Origin of the sequence: Bradyrhizobium sp. Ghvi (genome assembly GCF_900115265.1) — a bacterium.
Taxonomy (GTDB): domain Bacteria; phylum Pseudomonadota; class Alphaproteobacteria; order Rhizobiales; family Xanthobacteraceae; genus Bradyrhizobium.
In genome coordinates, this window is sequence record NZ_FOVU01000003.1 from 392,146 (window position 1) to 414,565 (window position 22,420).

Sequence of the window (22,420 nt, forward strand, 5' to 3'; positions counted from 1 at the left end):
GCCTCACCCCTCACCGCGCACCATGGTGTAGAAATCAACCTTCGTCGCCGCAGTCTCTTCGGCCTGCCGCTTGCGTTTGACCCTAAGCTGCTCGCGCAACGGCGCGATTACGTCGCGCTCGACGACGGCACCGAAGTCGCGCGACTGCACCAGCGCATCGCACAGCGCGATCAGCCGCGCCTTCTCGCCATCGCGCCCGAGCGTGTAGCCGAACCCGACCTCGCCGCTCGCAAGCCGCACCGCGGCGCGCGACACGGTGGCTTCTCCGAGATTGAACGGCGCGCCATCGCCGCCGACCCGGCCCCGCAGCATGACGAGGCCGTTTTCCGGCGCTCGCAGATCCTGATGGCCTGGCAGGGGAATCGTGCGGAGGCGGGCGGCGATCTCGCCCGCCTCCGCGTGCGCCAGCACGGCCATGGCGGCCTGGCGCTGGGCTTGCTGGGTATTGTGTTGGCTCACCGAAACCACCGAACTGAAGGCAGAACTTGCCGAATCCAAGTTGTCTATGATACTAGACAACTTCATACGGGAGCGCCATGACTGTTTCGTGACAAGGGTGTGATTTTCGGGCTAGGCTGGTCGGCGATATGAGCATGCAGGACACCGCCTCCTCGGGCGTCGCGCTGTGGCGCCTCGTTGCCGACGGCATCGAACGCGGCATCGCCGACGGCCGCTTCGCCGCCGGCGACAAATTGCCGGGCGAGATGGAGATCGCCGAGACCTACCGGGTCAACAGGCACACCGTGCGGCGCGCGCTCGCGGCCCTTGCCGAGCGCGGCCTCGTGCGCGCCGAGCGCGGCAGTGGCACCTATGTCGAGGCGCAGAAGCTCGCCTACCCCTTGCGCTCGCGCACACGCTTCTCCGAGATCGTCGGCGCTGGCGGCCGCGAGCCGCATGGAAGGATGATCGAGGCGTCAGACGATGTCGCAACGCGCGAGCTCGCACGCGAATTGGGATTGAAGACCGGCGCGCCGCTGGTGCGGATCGAAGCCATTCGCCTCGCCGATCGCATCCCGATCTGCGTTTCCACCACCTGGCTGTCGGCCGAGCTGTTTCCGGGCGCGGGCACGGTGTTTGCCGCGACACGCTCGATGACGAAGATGCTCGAGCATTACGGAATTCGCGACTATCGCCGCGGCGCGACAAGGATCACCGCCGGCATCGTCGACGCCACCGATGCCGCGCGGCTCGACCTGCCGCTCGGGCGGCCGATCCTGGTGGTCGACGCGACCGACCACGATCTCGACGGCAAGCCGCTGGTGACCAAGCATTCGCGGTTCGCGGCGGAGCGGGTGGAGTTTGTGGTGGAGCCGTAAGGGACTCTTTCCACGACGCCGGCGCCGTAGGGTGGGTTAGACGTCGGCTGCGCGAAGCGCAGTCCGAAGGCGTAACCCACCTCTTCTGTCTGCCCGGAGATGAACAGTGGTGGGTTACGCCCGCGGCTAACCCCCCTACGGCAGCTTTGACTAGGCTATCGCCCTTCGCCCAATGATCGCAAAGCGCAGCTTGCCCGAGATGAAATCGATTCCCGCGACCGCGACCAGGATCATCAGGATCAGGAACGACACCTTCTGCCACTCCAGCACGCGGATCTGTTCGGCGAGCTGCAGACCGATGCCGCCGGCGCCGACGATGCCGATGATGGTGGCAGAGCGCGTGTTCGATTCGATGAAATACAGCACCTGGCCTGCGATGACGGGTAGCACCTGCGGCATCAGGCCGAAGCGGATCTCGTGCAGCGCGCTGCCGCCGGAGGCACGGATGCCCTCGACCTGCCTCTGGTCGGCGCCTTCGATCGCCTCGGAGAACAGCTTGCCGAAAGCGCCGAAGTCCGACACGGCAATCGCGAGCACACCGGCGAACGGACCGAGCCCGACCACGTTGATCCAGACCAGGGCCCAGATCAGCGTATCGACGCCGCGGATCGAATCGAGGAAGCGACGGACCGGAAAGCGCAGGATGATCGAGGGCACGACGTTGCGCGCCGCGAGCAGGCTGACCGGCAGCGCGAGCACCGCGGCGAGCGTGGTGCCGAGCAGCGCGATCGACAGCGTCTCGCCCAGCGCCTTCAGATAGATCGGCAGCGAGGAGCCGGGATCTGGCGGGATCATCATCATGCTGATCCAGCCAAGCTGGCTCAGCCCCGAGATGAAGCGCGATGGCGAGAAATCGAGATCGACCAGGCCGAACACGAAGATCGCCAGTGCAACGGCAAGCACGACGGGCGTCGCCATGCGCGACGACGCGGGCCGATCGAAGACTTGGGGATAGCGCCCGCGGAGCTCCGCCGCATTCACGTCCGGCTTCCTGTTCACGTCCGCGCCTCCTTGCCGAACAGGCGGCCGCGCACCCAGCCGGTGGTGATGTCGATCAGGAAGACCGTGACGATGATGGTCACGAGGATCGCGCTGACGTCGGAGTAGTAGAATTTTCGGATCGCGACGATCAGCTCCTGGCCGATGCCGCCGGCGCCGACGAAGCCCATCACCGAGGCCTCGCGCACATTGATCTCGAAGCGCAGCAGGGCGTAGCTAGCATAGCCCGCCGAGACCTGCGGCAGGATCGCAAAGCGCATGCAGGAGAGCCAGCTCGCGCCGGTGGAGCGGATGCCCTCGACCGGTTTCATGTCAGCATTCTCGACGATTTCCGAGAACAGCTTTCCGAGCGCGCCGGTGGAGTGGATCGCGATCGCGAGCACACCGGCCATCGGGCCGAGGCCGAACGCGATGACGAAGATCAGCGCGAACACGATGCCGGGCACGGTGCGCGCGAATTCGAGCAACCGCCGCACCGTAAAGCGCAGCCAGGGCGCAGGCGAGGTGTTCTCGGCGGCGAAGAAATTCAGCGCGAAGGCGAAGACGGCGCCGATCAGCGTGCCGACATAGCTGATCAGCAGTGTCTCGCCGAGCAGCTTCAGCCATTTGTGCAGGCCCCAGAACCACTCGCCGACATTGGTCCAGACCCGCTGGCCGCTGTCGAGGGTGAGGATGCGGTCGAAATAGCTGATGAAATTGCCGAAATAAGTGAAGAAGGTGCGAAGGTTCACCTCGGCGCCGATCGATGAGACGATCAGCGCGGCGACGAAGAGGACGAGGCCTGCTAACAACCGCAGGCGCTTACGCGCGACCGCCTTGCGATAGGCAGCATTCAGGCCTGCGAGTTGCTGCTCGGGGAGAATCGAGACCGCGATGGTCATGTGTTCGGTGTAAAGGGTCCATCAAGAAAAGGAGCCGGGTCCATCGACCCGGCTCGAGTGCATCGTCCCGACGAGCTCAGGACGCCTTCTTACGCAGATTGTCGACGAACTTAATCAGCTCGATGGTCTTGTTGTAGTCCTCGGTGGCGACCGGCTCCCACGGCTTGTTCTTGCCGTCAGAGAGCTTCTTGAACGCCTCGGGATCCTTCTGCGCCGCCTCGAGGAAGGCTTTCTTGATCGCGGCCTTCATGTCTTCAGGCAGATCGCTGAGATAGGCGTAGGGCGAGTTGATGATGAGGTCGGACTTCACGATGATGCGGAAGTCCTCCTTCTTCATCACGGTGCCGCCGGCCGACTTCACCATGCCCTTGTTGAGCATGCGGGTCAGGTTGGAATCGTCGTCCGCGTTCCACCAATTGGCGGCGACGTCGACGGTGCCCTGCGCCAGCGCGAGAACGGCGTTCTCGTGGCTCCCGGTGAAGACCACCTTGGAGAAATAGGCGTCGGGATCGATGCCCATCGCATTCAGCTTGAAGCGGGGCATGTTGTTGCCGGACGTGGAATTCGGATCGACAAGCCCGAGATTCTTGCCCTTGAGGTCCTCGATCTTCTGGTACGGCGACTTCGCCAGCACGTAGAAGACGGAGTAGTAGCCCTTCGAGCCGTCGGAGTTGACGTCGATGACGAAAGCATCGGTCTTGACGCCGGTGAGACGGGCGCGCGCAAAGGAAGCCGGACCGTAATAGCCGATCTGGATGTTGCCGGCGCGCTGGCCTTCGATGAGGGCAGCGTAGTCGTTGGCGACGCGCAGCGTGACCTTGACGCCGAGCTCCTTCGACAGATAGTTGATGAAGGGAGCGTAGCGCTCGGTCACGCCGGAGCCGTTCTCGGCCGGGATCGCGGCGAAGGTGATTTCCGGATATTTCGCCCTCCAGTCTTCGGCGGAAGCGGATCCGGCAAAGGTCAGCGCGGCTGCGCCGGCAAGAACCAGTCTGCGAGTAATCATCGTTAGCCCCTTCTTTGGTTAAGGTCGGTTCGTACGAAAGCGAGTGACGCGACGCCGCTCAGGCCGCCGCGGCCGTTCCGAGTGCCGGGACGTCCTCGGGCACCGGCGCAGGCGTAGCGCCCATGACGTCGGCGGCCTCGAGATCGTAAAGCTCGTGCGCGACGAGGTCGGTCAGCGCGGACGGCGCGCCGTCGAACACCACGCGGCCCGCCGCCATGCCGATCAGGCGATCGCAATAGCTGCGCGCCAGGTCGAGCGAATGCAGGTTGCAGAGCACGGTGATGCCGAAATGCTTGTTGATGCGCAGCAGCGCATCCATGACGATCTTGGTGTTGCGCGGGTCGAGCGAGGCGATCGGCTCGTCGGCGAGGATGATGTCGGGCTGCTGTACCAGCGCCCGCGCGATCGCGACGCGCTGCTGCTGACCGCCGGAAAGCTGGTCGGCACGCTGCGCGGCGAGCGCGGCGATGTCGAACTGCTCGAGCGCCGACATCGCCAGGGCCTTGTCCTGCTCGGACCAGAGCTGCGACAGCGACCGCCAGGCCGGCATGGTGGCGAGACGCCCCATCAGCACATTGGTCAGGACGTCGAGCCTGCCGACCAGGTTGAACTGCTGGAAGATCATCGCCGATCGTGCTCGCCACTGCCGCAGCTCTCTGCCGCGCAACGCGGTGACATCGAGGCCGTCGAACAGGATGCGGCCCTGCGTCGGCGTCACCAGGCGGTTGATGGTTCGCAGCAGGGTCGACTTGCCTGCGCCGGAGCGCCCGATCACACCGACGAAGCTGCCGGGAGCGATTTGAAACGAAGCGTCGTCCACCGCGGCTTTTGCGCCGAAGCGGCACGTCAGACCTTCCAACACCAGCATGCGGGGCTCCCAAGTAGCAGCTGGAGCCAACCGCTAACGCGCGTGCTTGACACTTGTGTGACACGAAGTCCGCGGTGCGGCGATCCAGCACATCTCGTCCCCTGTCATCGTTGTGTCACGACGTCGTCATCAACCCGCTCGAAGACGAACGCCCGTCCTCAAACTTCCGGATGCAACATGATGAAGGTGCTATCGGTCGAGCCGACCATCGATCCTTCCGCGAAGCTGCACGAGACGCGGCTTGGCGCTTACACCGAGGTCGGCGCGCGCACGATCCTGCATGAAGTGACGATGGGCGATTACTCCTATGTCGTCAACGACGCGCAGATCACCTACACGACTATCGGAAAGTTCTGCTCGATCGCGGCGATGACCCGCATCAATCCCGGCAATCATCCGATGCACCGCGCCACGCAGGCGCATTTCACCTACCGCTCCAGTGCTTACTTCCCGGGCGAGAGCGATGACACCGAGTTCTTTGACTGGCGGCGCCAGCATCACATCCATATCGGCCATGACGTCTGGATCGGCCATGGCGCGATCGTGCTGCCTGGCCGCAACATCGGCACCGGCGCGGTGATCGCGGCCGGCGCCATCGTTACCAAGGACGTGCCGGCCTACACCATCGTCGCCGGCAATCCGGCGCGCATCGTTCGGCGCCGGTTCTCGGAGGAGATTGCCGGCCGGCTCGCGGAGCTTGCCTGGTGGGACTGGGATCACGACAAATTGCGTGAAGCACTGCCCAATTTCCGCAAGCTCTCGATTAAAGATTTCCTGACCACGTACGAAGCAGGAGCAAGCTCCTCCTCCAGCAAACGAAGCGCGGTCGCGTGACAGACATTTTCCTTGAAGGCGGCCGAACCCTGATCGGCTCCGAGCTCGTCGAAACCTCGCTCGCGGTGTCCCGTACCGACATTGCTGAGATCGATGGGCCTCGCGGCCGTGCGCGGCTCGCGATCGATGCACGCAATCTGCTAGTGCTGCCCGGCATCGTGGACCTGCACGGCGATGCCTTCGAGCGGCAGATGATGCCGCGTGCTGGCGTCGATTTCCCGATCGACGTGGCGCTGGCCGAGACTGACCGCCAGGTCATCAGCAACGGCATCACCACGGTATTTCACGCCACGACCTGGTCGTGGGAGCCCGGCTTGCGCAGCGGCGACAATGCACGACGCCTTCTCGAGGCGATCGAGCGGCAGCGTCCGCATTTCGCCGCCGACACCCGCTTCCATTTGCGCCACGAGACCTACAATCTCGATGCAGAGGACGAGATCGGCCAATGGCTCGCCGAGGGGCGCGTCGACCTGTTCGCCTTCAACGATCACATGGACGGCACCGTCGCCGACATGGCCAAGCCGCGCAAGCGCAACCGCATGGTGGAGCGCACCGGCTTGTCGAGCGAGGAGTTCGACACGCTCGTGGCACATATCATCTCGCGCGCCGGCGGTGTTCCGGCGTCGATCAATCGACTCGCAACCGTTGCTCGCACAGCCGGGGTGCGGATGCTCTCGCATGATGATGCGACGCCGGAGATGCGGCGGAATTTTCGCGCCATGGGCGTGACACTCGCCGAGTTTCCAATCAATGAGGCGACGGCGCGCGAAGCCGCGGTCCATGGTGACGCGATCGTCTACGGCGCACCGAATGTCGTGCGCGGCGGCAGCCACACCGGCTGGACCGACGCATCTGACATGATCGCGAAGGGACTCTGCACGGTGCTGGCCTCGGATTATTACTATCCGGCACCGCTGCTCGCCGCGTTCCGTCTTGCCGCAGACGGCGTGTTGCCGCTTAACCAAGCGTGGCAGTTGATCTCGTCGGCGCCAGCGCAAGCCACCGGCCTGACCGATCGTGGCACGCTCGCTCCGGGCCATCGCGCCGACATCCTGCTCGTCGAAGACAGCGCCCCGTTGCGGCCTCGCCTGGTCGCGGTGATATCGGCCGGAAAGCTCGTGCATCTGACCGATGCAACGCGGCTGCTCGGGACGGCAACAATGCCGCACGAGACTGTCGTTGCGGCATAATTTGGTTATGCTGCGACGATGACTGGTTTTCCCCGCTACGCGATCTACTTCGCCGCCGGTGCCGACAGCGCGCTCACCCGCTTCGGCGCCGAGCTGCTGGGCTATGAGGCTTACACCGGGGACGAGGTCCCGTTTGCGGATGAGGCGTTGCGCATCGCGCCGGACTGGCGCGATATCACTGCCGATCCCCGCAAATACGGATTTCACGGTACGTTGAAGGCTCCGATGGCCCTGGCATCAGGCAGGACCGAGGCCGAGCTCGTGACCGCGTGCGCGACATTTGCCGGCAAGGTACGGCCGATTCCGACGATCCCGCCGATCGTCGACGCCATCAGCGGCTTCCTTGCCATCATCCCCGCTGAACCTGTCGACGCTCTCCAGCAACTGGCCGCCGATTGCGTACGCGATTTCGATTGCTTCCGCCCGCCCTTGACGGCGGAAGACCGCGCCCGGCGCAAACCCGAAAAGCTTAGCGAGCGCCAGCGCGAATATCTCGATCGCTGGGGCTACCCTTACGTGCTGGAAGAATTCCGCTTCCACATGACGCTGACGGGACGGCTGGATGCGGAGCGGCGCGCACCTATCCTGGAGATGCTGCGCAGGCGATTTGCGGCACTGAGGCTCGATACGCTCGAGATCGATCGCATCACGCTGTTCAAGCAGGACGACGCGAAGGTACGCTTCCGCATCATTGGTGAGTGGAAGCTGGTGAATTAGCCGGGAGCTCGCACGTCACACGCGTCGTTGCGAGCGGAGCGAAGCAATCCAGTCTTTCTCCGGTGGGAGCAGTCTGGATTGCTTCGTCGCGAGAGCTCCTCGCAATGACGGCGGAGAGAGTTACCTCCCCCACCGCAGCGCCAGCGCGTCGCGCTCCTTGGCCAGTTCCAGCAGCCCGGCGCGCGTCGCCGGATGCAGCGGTTGCAACGGATGGCGGACCGCATCTGACTTGATCACGCCGCCGGCCTGCATCATCGCCTTGCAGGCGATCAGGCCACATTGGCGGTTCTCGTAGTTGATCAGTGGCAGCCAGCGCTCATAGGCGGCCTTCGCCTTCTCGCGATCGCCGGCGAAATAGGGATCGATGATCTGCCTGATACCGTCGGGATAGCCGCCGCCGGTCATCGCGCCGGTGGCGCCGGCATCGAGATCGGCCATCAGCGTGATCGCTTCCTCGCCGTCCCAGGGACCCTCGATCGCGCTGCCGCCGGCCTCGATCAGGCTGCGCAGCTTTGACGCCGCGCCTGCGACCTCGATCTTGAAATAGCGAATGTTGGAAAACTCGCGTGCCAGCCGCGCCAGCAGCTCGACCGACAGCGGCGTACCCGCGACCGGCGCGTCCTGGATCATGACGGGAATGTTGATCGCGCCCGAGAGCACCTTGAAGAATTCGACGATGCCTTTTTCAGGCACCCGGAAGGTCGCACCGTGATAGGGCGGCATGACCATGACCATGGCCGCACCGGCGGCCTCGGCCTGCCGGCTGCGCGCCGCGCACACGGCCGAGCTGAAATGGGTGGTGGTGACGATCACGGGCACGCGGCCCGCGACCTGCTCCAGCACCGCATGCATCACGCTCTCGCGCTCGGCGTCGGTCAGCACGAATTGCTCGGAGAAATTGGCAAGGATGCAGATACCGTGCGATCCGGCATCGATCATGAAATCGATGCAGCGGCGCTGGCCCTCGAGGTCGAGCTCCCCGCGCTCGTCGAAGATGGTGGGCGCGACGGGGAACACGCCGCGATAGGGGCGCTGGGCCTTGTGAGGGGTGACCGGCATCGAAGATATCTCCCTGGAGTCCTGTCGCTTGTCATGATGCGCCAGCAAGGCACGTCAGACCATGGTACCGCTACCATTTACAGGGCGGACGCGCGCGCGGCAATGCCGATCCGCGCCGTTGAACAGGGGTGGAACCTAGGCGGTCTTCACCGCGCCAAGGAAACCTTCGACCGCGACACGGAGACGGTCGGCGTCGGCCGACATCTTGGTCACGGACTGGGATAGCACCGTCCCGGCATTGCCGGTTTCCTGGTTGAGCTTGGCGACACTGCCAATGGTGTCGGTGACCTCGCGCGTGCCCTGGGCGGCCTGCTGGAAGTTGCGCGAGATCTCGGTGGTGGCTGCGCGCTGCTGTTCGACGGCGGCCGCGATCGCGGTCATCTTCTCGTCGATGCCGCTGATGGCCCCCCCGATCGCGCGGATCGCGGCAACAGCCTGGCCGGTCGCGCCCTGGATCTCCTCGACCTGGCGCGAGATCTCTTCGGTGGCCGTCGCCGTCTGCGACGCGAGGCTCTTGACCTCGCCCGCGACCACGGCGAAACCGCGGCCGGCCTCGCCGGCGCGGGCAGCCTCGATAGTGGCGTTCAGCGCGAGCAGGTTGGTCTGGCCCGCGATGGCGTGGATCATCTTCACGACTTCGCTGATGCGGCCTGCGGTCTGATCGAGGATCTCGACGGTCGCGTTGGTCTGCTCGGCCTGCGCCACGGCCTCACGGGCCTCGCGCGCGCTCGACTGCACCTGGGCAGAGATCTCGCCGACGGAGGCCGAGAGCTCCTCGGTCGCAGCCGCTATGGTCTCGAGATTATTGGTCGCCTGCTCGGCAGCGGACGAGACTGCGGAGGTCTGGCTGCTCGATTCCGACACCAGCGAGCGCACATCGGTCGCGGTGGCATCGAGCTCCTTCGCCGACGCGGCGACGCTCTCGATCACAGCCTGCACCGTATCGTCAAAGCTGCGACAGGCGGCATCAACCGTACCCGAACGGGCGAGTTGCAATGCCTGCTGCGATTCGCGCTCCTGGCCGAGACGTTCCGCGGTGGCCGCGCTCTCGCGCAGGCTTTCGAGCGCGGCAGCCATGGTGCCGAACTCGTCGGGATATCGGGATTGCGGAACCGCCGTGGCATAGTCACGGGCGCTGATACGGGCGATCGCATCGAGGATGGCCCGCACCGGGCGCATGAGACGATTCCGCACGACATAGACGCCGGCCAAGGTCACGGCGAGCGCCAGCAGGAAGGCGAGCGACTGGACCACGAGATTGGTCAGCGCCTTCGCCTGCACCGTTTCCGCCCGCGCGATCGACTGGTCCAGCGCCTTGTTCGCGACGGCCACGATAGGCGCGAACGGCGACTGGCACAGCGCGTTCCAATCCGAAGCGGCCATGGCCGGCTTGCCGCTGCCGTCAAAATTCTTGGTGATCTCCCCGATCTGCTTGAGAGCGCCGTCGGTCTTGGCGCGCGCCTCCTTGGCGGCGCTGATCAGCTCCGCGGCCACGTCGGGCGAGGCCAAAAGCTCGTCCATGCCGGACCAGCCGGAACTGATGGTGCCGTCCCATTGCGCCAGCGTGCGCTTCTGATTGTCGTCGAGCGGCTTGCTGCTATTGACGTTCGAGCGCAATGTCGAACAATGGATTCCGTAGCGGTCGCGCACCTGCCAGGCGAGACGACGGACCTGGATCATGCGGGCAATGAAGGGGTCGTCCATCCAGGCGCGGTTCGACACCGCCGTGGAGGCGAGGTTCGCCGTCTCGATGACCTTGGTGACGGCGTCGTACCAGGAATTGGTCCGCTCGATCTTGCGCTCGGCACGCGGACGCTTGGCTTCGTCGTAGAACAACTGGAATTGCGGCGCGGCCTCACCCCAGCGCTGCTTCAGCGTGCTGGCAAGCTCGTCGCGCCGAGCGAAGTTGACGCTGGCCATCGCGGCGCTGACGCCATCAAAGCCGCCCTGCTCCGCTTTCTCCGCCTCAGCCAGCTTTGGGCGGGCGTCGTCGTCGCCGAGCAACGCACTCTGGGCGTCGCCGCGATTGTTGCGCAGGGACAGGACGCCATGGAAAATCGCCTTGTCGGCGGCGGCGAGTCGCGCGGTCTCGAGACTGTCGCTGTAGCGGCCGAACGCCCCGACCATCTGGATGGCCGTAGAGACCAGCGCACCGGCCGCCAGCAGGGCCATCAAGGTCAGGAGAAGCGAGCTTACCGATTTCTTAAAGAATGCCATGGGTCACAAGGGGCCTACGTTTAAAGCGTGGCCACCCTGCACCGCGACTTGCCAATGTTCCGTTAAGGTTGTTGTCAGACGCCGGAATTCTGGACTTCCCAACCCGTTGAGCAGGCTTCGGAGGTCACGAAACCTTGGTGAAATCGGGCGGACGCCGCTCGGCGAACGCGGTGAACGCCTCGCGCGCCTCGGCGGTGCGCAGACGCTGCGCAAACTGCTCGCCCTCGGCCAGCATCTGCGCGACCAGCGCCTCACCATTGCGCATCAGCTTCTTGGTCGCGGTGAGTGCCCCAGCCGGCTGGCGCGCGAGGCGCTGGGCGAGCGCAAGCGCCTCGGCATCGAGCTTGTCGAGCGGCACCACGCGGTTGGCGAGGCCCCATGCCAGCGCGGCCTTGGCGGAGACGGTCTCACCAAGCGCGAACATCTCGTAAGCGCGGGCATAACCGATGCGCGCCGGCATCAGCAAGCTCGAGGCCGCCTCCGGCACGAGAGCGAGACTGACGAAGGGCGTCGACAACAGGGTATCGTCGGCGAGCACCACGAGATCGCAGTGCAGGAGCATCGTGGTGCCGACGCCGACGGCGCGGCCCTGCACTGCTGCGATCAGCGGACGGCTGCAGCGCGCCAGCGACTGGATGAAACGGCCGACATTGCGGCTTCCTTCGGACTTGCCTGACGCAACGGCTGCAAACTCGCCGACATCATTGCCGGCGGTGAACATGTCGCCCTCGCCGCGGATCAGCAGGACGCGCGTGGACGGATCGGACTCGGCGGAGTGGATGGTATCGGCGAGCTTGCCGTACATCGCGTCCGTCAGCGCATTCTTCTTGTCGGGGCGCGCCAGCGTGATCGTGAGAATGCCGTTTTTGTTCTTCTCAACTTGCACATGCTCGGTCATGGGTATCTCCTCTTATTCCTCTGGATCTCTTGTGGCGTCTCTTGGAAACTTCTCTTGAATGCTCGCCAGCCAGCGCGCGACGACGTCGATCTCGGCAGTGGTGAATCCCTCCGTCAGCGCGGCATTGACCGCAGCCGCATCGCTCTTCGCCTGCGCCAGCACATTGCGGCCTTTCGGCGTCAACCACACCCGCCAGGCGCGGCCGTCCTCGCGATCGGCCCGCCGTTCGACCAGTTTTGCCGCAGCGCTCCGATCGACCAGACCCGAAATGCCGGCGGGCCCCATATCGAGCGCTGCGCCCGCCTCGCCCATGAGGACGCCGTCCTGCTTGCCGAGGATGAACAGCAGCCCCGCCTGCGCCGGCGTGACCTCGTTCTGCGGCCGCGCTGCCATCCAGCGCCGCAAACGTCGTTGCGCGACGTTCAGCAGATAGATCAGCCGGTGATGTCCCGCCTCGGACGATTTATTTCGCATGCGAAATAGATAGCCGAGGCGAATTGGATTGTCAAAGGAGAGCCCCTAGGGCGATTTGGCGCGACAGCCGTCGAGGAAGAGGGCCGCGCAGGTCTGGACCCGGCGTTCGATCTGTTTGCGTGACGGCAGTGGCAGGCCGCCATAGATCGCCGCGCGCTGTGGCGCCGACGCCACCATGCCGATCAGCATGCCGGCGACTTCCTCGGCATCGTCGATGACGATTCGCTTGCGCTTGACCTGAAGGCGCAGCCAGCCGGCAAGCGCCGTGGCGGTGCGGGCAATGCCGTTCGCGTAGAAATTTGCCGCGAGCTCGGGGAAGGTTGCGGATTGCTGTAGCACCATACGCTGCAACGCCACGACCTCAGGATCCAGCGCGAGATCGGCGCAGGCGATTAACGCGGCGCGCAAGCCCGATTCGATATCGACGTCATCGCCGGCTTGGAGATCGACCGCAGAGAGCAGCCGCTCGAGCCTGTCTGCGCACATCGCCTCGAACAGCGCAGCCTTGCCTGGGAACAGACGATAGAGCGTCCTGGTCGAGATGCCGGCGCGGCGCGCCAGCTCTTCGGTGCTGGTCGCGGCATATCCCTCCACCGCAAACATATGCCGCGCGGCTTCAAGGACGATTCGCGTCGTCTCCTCGTCGCTGCGCACCGGCGGACGTCCGCGCGGACGGACTTCGCTTTCCGATTTTGCCTGAGCCATGTCTTTACATGATGCCTGTCATTCCATTGACAATTCCAAAGCTAATCTCATTTTGGAAATCGTCAAGTTTCCTAAATCAGGGGAGCCGGCCATGACCGTCCACACCACCCCATCCGCTGCCGCCGAAACCGCCCTCCCCGCGACGGCGCTGGAGGGCGTCTTGCCTAAGGCGTCAACAAGCACCGTCCGGAAAAAGCTCAATCTCCGCAAGCTCTTGCTGATGGGAGCCGCGGCCGTCGCCCTCGCCGGCGCGAGCTGGTACGGCTACGGTTACTGGACGGTCGGCCAGTATCTCGTCTCGACCGATGATGCCTATGTGAAGGCTGACAACACCACCATCGCGCCGAAGGTCAGCGGCTATCTCAACGGGGTCCTCGTCGCCGATAACGAGCATGTGAAGGCAGGCCAGATGCTGGCGCGGATCGACGACCGCGACTTCAAGGTCGCGCTCGATCAGGCCAGGGCTGACGTTTCGGCAGCGAACGCCGCCATCTCCAGCAAGGAAGCGCAGATCGAGGTGCAGCAGGCGGTGATCAAGGCCGCGCGCGCCACACTCGACGTCGATCAGGCCAACCTCACCTTCGCCGCACAAGACAACAAGCGCTACACCGATCTCGCCGCGACCGGCTCGGGCAGCGTGCAGAATGCGCAACAGGCGCAGTCACGCATCGCCTCTGCACAGGCAACGCTCGAACGCGACACTGCCAATCTCGCCTCGGCGCTCAAGCAGGTCGACCTGCTCAAGGCGGAGATCGTGCAAGCCACGGCGGCCGCGGCACGAGCGGAAGCCGTGCAGCACCAGGCCGAACTGAACCTCGGCTACACCACCGTCGTTTCGCCGATTGACGGCGTGGTGGGAAATCGGTCGTTGCGCGTCGGCCAGTTCGTGCAGGCAGGCACGCAGCTGATGTCGATCGTGCCGACGGATGCCGCTTATGTCGTCGCCAATTTCAAGGAAACGCAGCTGACCCATGTGAAGTCCGGCCAAGCCGTCGATATCGAGGTCGACATGTTCCCGGGCCAGGTCGTGCACGGCCACGTCGATTCCATCGCACCGGCCAGCGGCCAGGAGTTCGCCCTGCTGCCGCCCGACAACGCCACCGGCAATTTCACCAAGGTGGTGCAGCGCATTCCCGTCAAGATCGCGCTCGACGACAAACACGGAGCTGCGATCGCGCTGCGCCCCGGCATGTCCGTGATACCGACGATCGCAACACGTTCGACCGCGCCGACCGCGAACGCGGCCGATGCAGCTAAGGCCAAGCTCGTTTCCGGAGGGTCTTGCCATGTCAAACAGCCTTTCACCTTCGACACAAGCAACATCGGCCGCGACGTCTGACCGGCCGGTCGCCGATCCGAATCGCGCGAGCGCCGCCACCTGGATCGCCGTGCTGGCCGCCATGATCGGCTCGTTCATGGCGATCCTGAACATCCAGATCACCAACGCCTCGCTGCTCAATATCGAGGGCGGCATCGGCACCGGCGCCGACAACGGCTCCTGGATCTCGACGTCGTACCTGATCGGCGAGATCATCGTGATCCCGCTGACCGACTATTTGAGCCGCGTGTTCACGTTCCGCCGGTACATGCTGGCAAGCGCGACGCTGTTCGCCGCCTTCTCGGTCGCCTGCGCCTTCGCCCACGATCTCCCGTCGATGATCGCGATGCGCGGCCTGCAAGGCTTTGCCGGCGGCGTGCTGATCCCGATGGCGTTTACGCTGGTGCTGACCAAGCTGCCCAAGCCGCAGCAGCCGGTGGGTCTTGCGATCTTCGCGCTGTCAGTCACTTTTGCTCCCGCGATCGGCCCGACCATCGGCGGCTATCTCACCGAGACGTATGGCTGGCGCACCATTTTCTTCGTCAACGTGATCCCGACCGCGGTGATGGTAGCCGCGCTCTACGTGACGCTGGAGCGGCAGAAGATGCAGCTTGGCCTCCTGAAGGAGGGCGACTGGGCCGGCATCGTGACCATGGCGATCGGGCTGTCGGCGCTGCAAGCCGTGCTCGAGGAAGGCAACAAGGACGACTGGTTCTCCTCGCCCTTCATCTTGAAGCTCGCCGTGATCTCCGCCGTCAGCCTCGCGCTGTTCGTCACGATCGAGCTCTGGATCGAAAAGCCGCTGATCCGGCTGCGCCTGCTGACGCAACGCAATTTCGGCTTCGGTACGATCGCGATGACGATGGTCGGCTTCGCCCTGTTCGGCTCGGTCTATATGCTGCCTGCCTATCTCGGCCAGGCGCAGGGCTACAATGCAGAGCAGATCGGTAACGTGCTGGCTTGGACCGGCCTGCCGCAGCTCGTGCTGATCCCGCTGATCCCGAAACTGATGCAGCGCTTCGACACGCGTTACATCGCCATCACCGGGCTCCTCATCTTCGCTTATAGCTGCTTCATGAACACCGCGATGTCGCCGGACTATGCCGGCGACCAGCTCTGGATTCCGAACATCGTGCGCGCGGTAGGCCAAGCCATGGTGCTGACGCCGCTGACCTCGGTGCTGACAGGCGGCATCGCGCCGCAGGATGCGGCCGCAGCCTCCGGCATCAGCAACATGCTCCGCAATCTCGGCGGCGCGATCGGCACGGCGACGCTCGCCACCATCATCACCAAGCGCGAGCAGTTCCATTCCAACATCATCGGCCAGTCGGTCTCGCTCGGCCGCGAGGAAGTTCGCACCCGCATTGCGCAGATGACGAACTACTTCACGGCCCATGGCCTGCCCGACCCTAATGCCGCCCGTGAGCAGGCGATCATCGCACTCGGCAAGACGGTGAAGCGCCAGGCGCTGGTAATGGGCTATTCGGACGCGTTCGCCGTAATTGGCGCCATGCTGATCCTTGCGGCCATCGCGGTGCTGCTGACGCGGCGTGTGAAGACGGCCGGCGGGCCGGCGCATTAGTGCTCGAACACCAGCCGGGCGCCAATGGTACCTTCCAGTCCGCGGATCTGCGCCAGCAGCGCGCCTGAATCCTGGCCGCCGAGATCGGCGTCGAGCACGACGTAACCGAGGTCGCCTGCGGTCTCCAGATATTGCGCGGCGATGTTGATGTCGCGCTGGAGGAAAACCTCGTTCAGCCGGCGCAGCATGCCCGGCACGTTGCGATGGACATGGCTGAAGCGCGCGCCGGAGGGACGCAGGTGCAGTTGCACCTCGGGGAAATTCACCGCGCCCATCGTCGACCCCGTGATGAAGTAGTCGACCAGCTTGCGTGCCACCTCGCCCCCGATCCGCTCCTGCGCCTCTTCCGTGGAGCCGCCGATATGCGGGGTAAGGATGACATTGCGGAGACCCTGCATGGGGCTCTTGAAACGCTCCGAATTCGACGACGGCTCGACCGGAAACACGTCGATCGCGGCGCCGGCGAGATGGCCGTCGCGCAAGGCACCCGCGAGCGCGTCGAGATCGACCACGGTGCCGCGGCTGTTGTTGATCAGGAACGAGCCCGGCTTCATCGCCCTCAGCTCCTTCTCGCCGATCATACCTGATGTTTCCGGCGTCTCCGGCACGTGCAGGCTGACGACGTCGCTCTGCGCCAGCAGCTCTTCGAGCTTCTCGAGCGGCTCGGTGTTGCCATGGCGGAGCTTGTCGGTGCGATCGTAATAGATCACCCGCATACCCATGGCCTCGGCCAGCGTCGAGAGCTGCGAGCCGATATTGCCGTAGCCGATGATGCCGAGGGTGCGGCCGCGCACCTCGCGGCTGCCGGCCGCGGACTTGTCCCAGCCGCCCTCATGAGCCGATACCGACCGCGGGAAGATCTGCCGCAGCAGCATCACGATCTCGCCGATGACGAGCTCGGCGACGCTGCGCGTGTTGGAGAACGGCGCGTTGAACACGGGAATGCCGCGCTTGCGCGCCGCCAGGAGATCGACCTGGTTGGTGCCGACGCTGAAGCAGCCGACCGCGAGCAGCCCGTCGGTGGCTTCCAGCACCTCGTCGGTGATCTGGGTGCGCGAACGGATTCCGAGCAGCGAGACGCCCTTGAGCGCTTCGCGCAGTGCCTCGCCATCCAGAGCCTTGGTCAGACGCTCGACATTGGTGAAGCCTGCGCCCTTGAACAGATCCACGGCGCTGTCGTTGACACCTTCAAGCAGCAGCGCCTTCGCGCTCCGCTCAGGGCTTTGGCCTGGGGCTGACATAGTATCTCCATGACTGGCGGCTTTGTCGCAGGACATAGACCGCGGACGCCGCACAGCACAATAGGGCTGGATACAAGAAGAAGATGGCGGGGATGGCTGCGCTTGGTGTACCAGACCCGTCATCCTGAGGTGCGAGTGGCGCGATGCGCATCGCGCCGGGAGCCTCGAAGGAGGCACGGCCGAGCTGCCAGCCGGGCCCCGTCGTCCTTCGAGGGCCGCCAAGGGGCGGCCGCCTCAGGACGACGGAGTTGCTGCTCGTCGTCAGTCAGATCACGTAGAACCCGTGCGTGCCGTCGCGGCGGAGCTGGTCGACCAGGCCGTATTCCCAGTCGAGATAGGCCTGCATCGCGCCCTCGGCGATGTCGGTTCCCTCATAGGGACGGCGGTAGCGATGCGCAGGGTCGGGCTTCGGCAGGGCCAGCGGCGGGCCTACCTCGAGCGTGCGGTCATAGCCACCTTCGAGCACGTAGACCTCCCAGCCCATCTGGGCGAGCCAGGAGGCCGTCATGTCGGCGCGCACGCCCTTGTCGTCGCTCAGGAGGATGCGCGCCCCGCGCACCGGCGCGGCCATATCGGTCTCCTGCACGAGCTGGCCGCCGGGATAGTGGCGGAAGCCCGGGAGATGACCGGCGGCATACTCCTCGGCATCGCGCACGTCGAAACGATAGAGCGTGCGGTCGGTCGCAGCGACCAGCGCCGGCATCTCGTTCGCGCCGACATGGCGGACGCCAGCGCGATAGGCAACGTCGCGAGCATTGGCCGGACCGTTTTCGAATGAGCCGATCCCGCCGCGCCGGTCGGCGCCATGGCTAAGCGTGTGCCGCGCCAACGTCCAGCCGATCGTGCCATTGCGCAAGGCCCGCACCTTGTTGGGCACACCGGCGTTGATGAGCGACTGGGTGCCGATGATCGAGCGGGTGCGACCGGCGCAATTGACGATGATCGTGGTGTTTGGATCGGGCGCTGCCTGGCCGGCTCGCAGCACCAGCTCAGCTCCGGGCACGCTGACCGAGCCCGGAATATTCATGGTCGCATATTCATCGAAGCGGCGAACGTCGAGGATGGCGATGTTGGCCTTGTCCGCGATCAGTTTGGCCACTTCGTCGGCGCTAAGCGACGGCGTATGACGACGCGCCTCGACCAGCTCGCCGAACGCCTTCGAATAGGAATTGACGTCCGCAAACACTTCATAGCCCGCTGCGCGCCAGGCTTTGATTCCGCCATCGAGTGAGCGGACATCGCGGTAGCCGAGCCCTGCGAGGCGTTCGACGCCCGTTGCGACCAGCCCTTCGCCATCATCATAGAGCACGACCGGCACACCCTTGCGCGGCAGCCGAACCTCGGCTTCGATCGCGATCCGGTCCACGGCCATGTTGGCCGCAAACAGCGGATGGCCGGTGGCGAAGGCCGCCTCATGCCTGAGATCGAGCAGCGCGATCTCCTCGCGCAGGAGCAACGCGCGACGGACATCGGCCGGAGTTTCGCTGGGAATAGTCATAAGAAAGCGCGCCTGAAGGTCGAAGGATCTGACGCTTTTGGACCATTGCCGCCGCGTTGGCTAGTCACTCCGGACGCAGGCCCTCATTGCTTCGGCGCGACGGTCCCGGTCTGCTTCAACCGCTCCGACCTGACCCAGCCGGATACGCTGTCTTGCGTTCTCGGATTCATGTACATCACCGATGACCAGCCATCGCCGCTTCGGGCATAGACGATCAGCTCGTCCCTGGGGATGACGAAGATCCCTTTCATCGGACGGTCGGGTTTCGGCGCCGAGTAGAATTGCAACCGCCCGGCTCCTGTCACCACATTCAACGTCGGCGGCGAGACCATCGGAGCCTCCTTCGACCCCGTTTCCGGCTCGTTGCAGAGCGCATCGGCACGGCTCGGCGTATCGAACAGGCCGAGAAGCGCGGTGAGACAGATCGTGCATGCAAGCAAGCGTCGGATTGGTGACATCATCCTCTCCCTGAGCCATCCGGGATTTTGTACCGGATCTCCAGGATGAGGTTCGAAGCGACAGGCGTGTCTCAGCCTGCCCCAGCTACCTGCTTCTCGATGATGCTGGCGACCCGCACCGGGGTTTCGAGCATGGAATAATGGCCGGCATCGTCGATGATCTCGAATGTCACGCGGGGATAGGCAAGTGCGAAGGCATTCCGCAGCGGCTCGCCGCGATAGAACGGGATGTCCAGGGCGCCGGTCACGACGTGCGTGGGGGCGGCCAGCCCATGCGTCTCGCCTGATATGGCGGAGCTCGTGAACATGGTGAGATAGCCGCGCTTGGCCTCGACCGTCGAGGCCTCGCGCGCGATGGCGAGCTTGCGGCGCAGCCAGCCGGCGCCGTAGCCACCGGACGTGCGGGCCGTGATCGCGCGTCCGGCCGCCTCGTCCTCGTCGATAACGGCGTTGAGCGCCTTCATCGCGGCCTCATCGGCGCGGAAGCCGGTGGGCGGCACCGGCGAGAACAGCGTCACGCTCTGAAGCCGGCTTCCGGCCAGAAGCGCGACCTTCTGCGCGACCAAGCCGGACATCGAATGACCGACCAGATGGAAGCGGGTGATGGCAAGCTCGTCGGCCGTATGCAGCACGTCGGCCACAGCTTCGTCCAACGTGTAGCTGCCGCTCATGCCGCGCGACCAGCCGTAACCTCTGAGGTCCACGAACACGAAGGTATAGCGCGCGGGATCGAGATAGGGCAGCACCGGCTCCCAGTTGACGTGATCGCCGAGCCATTCGTGCAGCACCACACAGACCGTGGGGCCGTTACCGATGCGGCAATGGCCGAGCCGACCACCGGTCGCGAGTTGCGGCGCCGGCCAGGGAGATGAGGGTGCGTTCGCCGACTGGGCCATGCCTTGCGCGAAGGCCGGCGTGGTGGCGATTGCGGCGGTGGCGGTCAGACCCAGCCCTTTAAGTACATTGCGGCGTTGCATGCGTTTCCCCCGCGCCTTCGATTTCAGCTAGCGCTGCCTACCTGATAGCCCGCAAGATCCGCGCGGGGGAAATTGATTTCTGCAATGCCTTGATCGATAAATCTCATTCCGCCGGAGCTCGGTCCGGTGGCGCCGTTCGGAGCCTACCCATGCCGACAACCCTCGATATCGATACACTCCGCGCGCTGCTCGCCATCGTCGAGTTGAAGAGCTTTTCGCGCGCGGCGGAGCAGCTGGGACGAACGCAATCTGCGATCAGCCTTCAGATCGCCCGGCTCGAAGCCGTGGTCGGTCATCCCCTGCTGGAGCGGATTCGAGGCCGAGTGCTCGGGCCGACGGCCAAGGGCGCGGAGCTCGTTACGCATGCGCGGGAGATGATCGCGCTCAACGCGCGCGCAGTGGCCGCCATGCGCCGGCCGGCTTCGGACGAGCCGGTCCGGCTCGGCATGCCCGCCGACTTTCTCGAGCGCGATTTCGCGTCGGCCTTTGACCATATCCGATCGCGCTTCCCCAAAGTACAATTCTCGGTGCGCACCGACCTCTCGGCGCGGCTCGCTGAGGACCTCGGGCACGGCCGGCTCGATCTCGCCTTCTACAAGCGTGCGCCCTCGAACGAAGCTGACGCGGCGATCGCGTTCGAGCCGATGGCGTGGTTCGGCCAGGCACCAGCATCAAGTCGCTCCGACGATACCGTTCCGCTGGTGACCTTTGCCGATGGCTGCGCCTATCGCGGCGAAGCGCTCCGCAGCCTGCGCCTGGTCGGGCGGGAATGGACCATCGCTTGCGAGGCGCGCAGTCTCTCCGCGTTGGTCGGCGCGGTCAAAGCCGGCCTCGGCTATGCAGCCCTGCCCGTCAAGCTGGGCGACCGCAAATCGCTGAGGCACGCGGGCGATCTAGTGGACCTGCCGCAGCTCAATGCGGTCGAGCTAGCCCTTGGTATTGCCGAGGGCTGCAACCTGCCGTTCACCCGCGCGATCAGCGGCATTATCGCCGAACGCTGTGCGCTGGCGTGAGGACCGCAGCTTGAGGCGCGACAGGTACAAGAGCAAGCCGGTGATCGCGAACAATGGCATCAACGCGGCGGCAATCATGAAAGCAATCTTGCCGGGCCAGCCCAGCACAGCGCCGCGGTGGATATCGAACACGCTCGCAATCGCCTTCTCACCGAGCGTCTTGTCGCCATGGCGCTCCGCGGAGATTAGCTGGCCTGTAGCGCCATCGATGCGAAGCTCGTCGCGTACGCTTTCGAGCGTGGAGTCCTTCGGCCACGACCGTATTCGCAGTACCGTGCCCGGCCCAGCCGGGAGCATCAGCTGAACCCTGGCGAAGCCCTCATTCTGCTCATGCCGGAGGGTCGACCACGCGCGATCGAACCCGACGGGCTGGCTCGGCTCCGGACGACGGGATGAATGCGGTGGCCCCTTCGCCGCCGCCACATGTGGGCGCGACAGCAACCAGACGACGCCATCCTTGTACCAATCGAACGAGTACCAGAGCCCGGTGAGGCTCATCACGAGATAGACCGGCAGCACCCAGGTGCCGATGACCGCATGTAGCGAGCGATGCAGGCCGCGGCCGCTCAGCCCGAGATTTGGCTTCAGCCACATCTTCATGCTGCTTGCACGACGCGGCCAGCGCAGTACGAGCCCTGAGATCAGCATCACGATCAACCCTAGCGCGGCAACGCCGGTAATCTGGCGTCCCCACCCCTTGGCATCGCCGGGAACGAGCAGCCAGCGATGCAGTCTGCGCACCGTCGCGAAGAAGTCCTCGCCGCGCGGCACGCCAAGCAGGGTTCCATCATAGGGGTCGACATAGAGCGAGGACGGCCGCGTGCCCTGCTCGTCACGGGCAAAGCGGATGTGAACGGCCGCGGACGGATCGCTCGACAGCGTGATGGCCGCGACCTTGCCGGCATCGGGCACTGCCTTCAGGCGCGATACCAGTTCGTCCGGCAGCAGTGGCGGCGTCGTCCGTGGCGCGACCTGCATGATGCCGGCATTCAGATGATCGACAATCTCGTCCTCGAAGCTCATGATCGCACCGGTCAGCGCGATCAAGGAGAGCAGCAACGCCAGCACGAGGCCGACGACGGAATGGACCTGAAGTAGTGCGGCTTTGATTGCGGGCCCGAGCTTAGGCATCGGCGCGGGCCTTCTTGCCCTGTTGTCGTATCGCCATG

General features: G+C 64.9%; 22 protein-coding genes. 7 read left to right on the forward strand and 15 right to left on the reverse strand.

Annotation, left to right across the window (positions count from 1 at the left end):
• Positions 1-3: 3 nt before the first annotated feature.
• Positions 4-417 (reverse strand): phosphonate C-P lyase system protein PhnG, encoded by a 414-nt coding sequence (phnG, locus tag BM374_RS13080; protein WP_502689438.1) that lies wholly within the window; start codon positions 415-417, stop codon positions 4-6.
• Between the two features lie 170 nt (positions 418-587).
• Between phnG and phnF the strand changes: the two genes are divergently transcribed.
• The gene (phnF, locus tag BM374_RS13085; RefSeq protein ID WP_092292634.1) at positions 588-1,316 is read left to right on the forward strand and encodes a phosphonate metabolism transcriptional regulator PhnF; all 729 of its coding nucleotides are present in this window, start codon (positions 588-590) and stop codon (positions 1,314-1,316) included.
• Between the two features lie 150 nt (positions 1,317-1,466).
• Here the strand turns inward: phnF and phnE (BM374_RS13090) are convergent, their stop codons facing one another.
• From phnE (BM374_RS13090) to phnC, 4 genes are all read right to left on the reverse strand, one after another.
• Positions 1,467-2,234, reverse strand: a complete 768-nt coding sequence (phnE, locus tag BM374_RS13090) for a phosphonate ABC transporter, permease protein PhnE (protein ID WP_502689439.1) — start codon at positions 2,232-2,234, stop codon at positions 1,467-1,469.
• A 77-nt stretch (positions 2,235-2,311) separates the two neighbouring features.
• Positions 2,312-3,196 (reverse strand): phosphonate ABC transporter, permease protein PhnE, encoded by an 885-nt coding sequence (gene phnE / locus BM374_RS13095; RefSeq protein ID WP_092292638.1) that lies wholly within the window; start codon positions 3,194-3,196, stop codon positions 2,312-2,314.
• A 76-nt stretch (positions 3,197-3,272) separates the two neighbouring features.
• A complete protein-coding gene (gene phnD, locus BM374_RS13100; RefSeq protein WP_092292640.1) occupies positions 3,273-4,202 on the reverse strand; it encodes a phosphonate ABC transporter substrate-binding protein in 930 nt (309 codons plus the stop codon).
• 58 nt (positions 4,203-4,260) lie between these two features.
• Entirely contained in the window at positions 4,261-5,070 is an 810-nt protein-coding gene (gene phnC / locus BM374_RS13105; protein ID WP_092292642.1) for a phosphonate ABC transporter ATP-binding protein, read from the reverse strand.
• Between the two features lie 177 nt (positions 5,071-5,247).
• Here phnC and BM374_RS13110 point away from each other — a divergent pair, with 177 nt between their 5' ends.
• From BM374_RS13110 to BM374_RS13120, 3 genes are read left to right on the forward strand one after another with little or no spacing between them, the layout of a single operon-like run.
• A complete protein-coding gene (locus BM374_RS13110) occupies positions 5,248-5,904 on the forward strand; it encodes a transferase hexapeptide repeat family protein (RefSeq protein ID WP_092292644.1) in 657 nt (218 codons plus the stop codon).
• Positions 5,901-7,094 (forward strand): alpha-D-ribose 1-methylphosphonate 5-triphosphate diphosphatase, encoded by a 1,194-nt coding sequence (locus tag BM374_RS13115; protein ID WP_092292646.1) that lies wholly within the window; start codon positions 5,901-5,903, stop codon positions 7,092-7,094. Before BM374_RS13110 ends, BM374_RS13115 begins: the two co-directional genes overlap by 4 nt.
• Positions 7,095-7,112: 18 nt before the next feature.
• Positions 7,113-7,811: a DUF1045 domain-containing protein gene (locus tag BM374_RS13120; RefSeq protein WP_092292648.1), complete on the forward strand. Its 699-nt coding sequence runs from the start codon at positions 7,113-7,115 to the stop codon at positions 7,809-7,811.
• A gap of 120 nt (positions 7,812-7,931) precedes the next feature.
• Here BM374_RS13120 and BM374_RS13125 read toward each other — a convergent pair whose 3' ends face one another.
• The 5 genes from BM374_RS13125 to BM374_RS13145 all read right to left on the reverse strand — a co-directional run bounded on the left by BM374_RS13125 (position 7,932) and on the right by BM374_RS13145 (position 13,164).
• Positions 7,932-8,870: a dihydrodipicolinate synthase family protein gene (locus BM374_RS13125; RefSeq protein WP_092292650.1), complete on the reverse strand. Its 939-nt coding sequence runs from the start codon at positions 8,868-8,870 to the stop codon at positions 7,932-7,934.
• A 135-nt stretch (positions 8,871-9,005) separates the two neighbouring features.
• Positions 9,006-11,087 (reverse strand): methyl-accepting chemotaxis protein, encoded by a 2,082-nt coding sequence (locus tag BM374_RS13130; protein WP_092292652.1) that lies wholly within the window; start codon positions 11,085-11,087, stop codon positions 9,006-9,008.
• A 124-nt stretch (positions 11,088-11,211) separates the two neighbouring features.
• A complete protein-coding gene (locus tag BM374_RS13135; protein WP_092292654.1) occupies positions 11,212-11,985 on the reverse strand; it encodes an enoyl-CoA hydratase in 774 nt (257 codons plus the stop codon).
• Between the two features lie 12 nt (positions 11,986-11,997).
• A complete protein-coding gene (locus BM374_RS13140) occupies positions 11,998-12,459 on the reverse strand; it encodes a MarR family winged helix-turn-helix transcriptional regulator (RefSeq protein ID WP_092292656.1) in 462 nt (153 codons plus the stop codon).
• A gap of 45 nt (positions 12,460-12,504) precedes the next feature.
• A complete protein-coding gene (locus BM374_RS13145) occupies positions 12,505-13,164 on the reverse strand; it encodes a TetR/AcrR family transcriptional regulator (RefSeq protein ID WP_092292658.1) in 660 nt (219 codons plus the stop codon).
• 91 nt (positions 13,165-13,255) lie between these two features.
• Here BM374_RS13145 and BM374_RS13150 point away from each other — a divergent pair, with 91 nt between their 5' ends.
• Positions 13,256-14,503, forward strand: coding sequence for an HlyD family secretion protein (locus BM374_RS13150; RefSeq protein ID WP_177248264.1), 1,248 nt, complete (start codon positions 13,256-13,258; stop codon positions 14,501-14,503).
• Positions 14,451-16,064, forward strand: coding sequence for an MDR family MFS transporter (locus tag BM374_RS13155; protein WP_210188577.1), 1,614 nt, complete (start codon positions 14,451-14,453; stop codon positions 16,062-16,064). The genes BM374_RS13150 and BM374_RS13155 overlap by 53 nt, the downstream gene beginning before the upstream one ends.
• Here the strand turns inward: BM374_RS13155 and serA are convergent.
• The 4 genes from serA to BM374_RS13175 all read right to left on the reverse strand — a co-directional run bounded on the left by serA (position 16,061) and on the right by BM374_RS13175 (position 20,238).
• Complete coding sequence (gene serA / locus BM374_RS13160; RefSeq protein ID WP_177248265.1) at positions 16,061-17,305, reverse strand: phosphoglycerate dehydrogenase; 1,245 nt, start codon at positions 17,303-17,305, stop codon at positions 16,061-16,063. The two genes, BM374_RS13155 and serA, sit on opposite strands and share 4 nt — an antisense overlap.
• A gap of 265 nt (positions 17,306-17,570) precedes the next feature.
• Entirely contained in the window at positions 17,571-18,803 is a 1,233-nt protein-coding gene (locus BM374_RS13165) for a rhodanese-like domain-containing protein (RefSeq protein ID WP_092292666.1), read from the reverse strand.
• Positions 18,804-18,886: 83 nt separating this feature from the next.
• Positions 18,887-19,261 carry a hypothetical protein gene (locus tag BM374_RS13170; RefSeq protein ID WP_092293436.1) on the reverse strand — a complete coding sequence of 125 codons (375 nt, stop codon included), beginning with the start codon at positions 19,259-19,261 and terminating at the stop codon, positions 18,887-18,889.
• 71 nt (positions 19,262-19,332) lie between these two features.
• On the reverse strand, positions 19,333-20,238 hold the full coding sequence (locus tag BM374_RS13175; RefSeq protein WP_092292668.1) for an alpha/beta fold hydrolase: 906 nt from the start codon (positions 20,236-20,238) through the stop codon (positions 19,333-19,335).
• A 149-nt stretch (positions 20,239-20,387) separates the two neighbouring features.
• Here BM374_RS13175 and BM374_RS13180 point away from each other — a divergent pair, with 149 nt between their 5' ends.
• Entirely contained in the window at positions 20,388-21,251 is an 864-nt protein-coding gene (locus BM374_RS13180; RefSeq protein WP_092292670.1) for a LysR family transcriptional regulator, read from the forward strand.
• On the opposite strand, the gene BM374_RS13185 is transcribed toward BM374_RS13180, so the two are convergent.
• Positions 21,165-22,382, reverse strand: coding sequence for a PepSY-associated TM helix domain-containing protein (locus tag BM374_RS13185; protein ID WP_092292672.1), 1,218 nt, complete (start codon positions 22,380-22,382; stop codon positions 21,165-21,167). The genes BM374_RS13180 and BM374_RS13185 overlap by 87 nt on opposite strands.
• Between the last annotated feature and the right edge of the window lie 38 nt (positions 22,383-22,420).

Excerpts from the sequence above, each read along its gene's own strand:
- BM374_RS13165 (WP_092292666.1), bottom strand. The coding sequence starts at position 18,803 with ATGACTATTCCCAGCGAAACTCCGGCCGATGTCCGTCGCGCGTTGCTC.
- BM374_RS13140 (WP_092292656.1), bottom strand. The coding sequence starts at position 12,459 with ATGCGAAATAAATCGTCCGAGGCGGGACATCACCGGCTGATCTATCTG.
- BM374_RS13120 (WP_092292648.1), top strand. The coding sequence starts at position 7,113 with ATGACTGGTTTTCCCCGCTACGCGATCTACTTCGCCGCCGGTGCCGAC.
- BM374_RS13185 (WP_092292672.1), bottom strand. The coding sequence starts at position 22,382 with ATGCCTAAGCTCGGGCCCGCAATCAAAGCCGCACTACTTCAGGTCCAT.
- phnE (WP_092292638.1), bottom strand. The coding sequence starts at position 3,196 with ATGACCATCGCGGTCTCGATTCTCCCCGAGCAGCAACTCGCAGGCCTG.
- phnC (WP_092292642.1), bottom strand. The coding sequence starts at position 5,070 with ATGCTGGTGTTGGAAGGTCTGACGTGCCGCTTCGGCGCAAAAGCCGCG.
- phnG (WP_502689438.1), bottom strand. The coding sequence starts at position 417 with ATGGCCGTGCTGGCGCACGCGGAGGCGGGCGAGATCGCCGCCCGCCTC.
- BM374_RS13145 (WP_092292658.1), bottom strand. The coding sequence starts at position 13,164 with ATGGCTCAGGCAAAATCGGAAAGCGAAGTCCGTCCGCGCGGACGTCCG.
- BM374_RS13110 (WP_092292644.1), top strand. The coding sequence starts at position 5,248 with ATGATGAAGGTGCTATCGGTCGAGCCGACCATCGATCCTTCCGCGAAG.
- BM374_RS13135 (WP_092292654.1), bottom strand. The coding sequence starts at position 11,985 with ATGACCGAGCATGTGCAAGTTGAGAAGAACAAAAACGGCATTCTCACG.
- phnF (WP_092292634.1), top strand. The coding sequence starts at position 588 with ATGAGCATGCAGGACACCGCCTCCTCGGGCGTCGCGCTGTGGCGCCTC.
- BM374_RS13125 (WP_092292650.1), bottom strand. The coding sequence starts at position 8,870 with ATGCCGGTCACCCCTCACAAGGCCCAGCGCCCCTATCGCGGCGTGTTC.
- BM374_RS13180 (WP_092292670.1), top strand. The coding sequence starts at position 20,388 with ATGCCGACAACCCTCGATATCGATACACTCCGCGCGCTGCTCGCCATC.
- phnE (WP_502689439.1), bottom strand. The coding sequence starts at position 2,234 with ATGGCGACGCCCGTCGTGCTTGCCGTTGCACTGGCGATCTTCGTGTTC.
- phnD (WP_092292640.1), bottom strand. The coding sequence starts at position 4,202 with ATGATTACTCGCAGACTGGTTCTTGCCGGCGCAGCCGCGCTGACCTTT.
- BM374_RS13170 (WP_092293436.1), bottom strand. The coding sequence starts at position 19,261 with ATGTCACCAATCCGACGCTTGCTTGCATGCACGATCTGTCTCACCGCG.
- BM374_RS13150 (WP_177248264.1), top strand. The coding sequence starts at position 13,256 with ATGACCGTCCACACCACCCCATCCGCTGCCGCCGAAACCGCCCTCCCC.
- BM374_RS13175 (WP_092292668.1), bottom strand. The coding sequence starts at position 20,238 with ATGCAACGCCGCAATGTACTTAAAGGGCTGGGTCTGACCGCCACCGCC.
- BM374_RS13130 (WP_092292652.1), bottom strand. The coding sequence starts at position 11,087 with ATGGCATTCTTTAAGAAATCGGTAAGCTCGCTTCTCCTGACCTTGATG.
- serA (WP_177248265.1), bottom strand. The coding sequence starts at position 17,305 with ATGTCAGCCCCAGGCCAAAGCCCTGAGCGGAGCGCGAAGGCGCTGCTG.
- BM374_RS13155 (WP_210188577.1), top strand. The coding sequence starts at position 14,451 with ATGTCAAACAGCCTTTCACCTTCGACACAAGCAACATCGGCCGCGACG.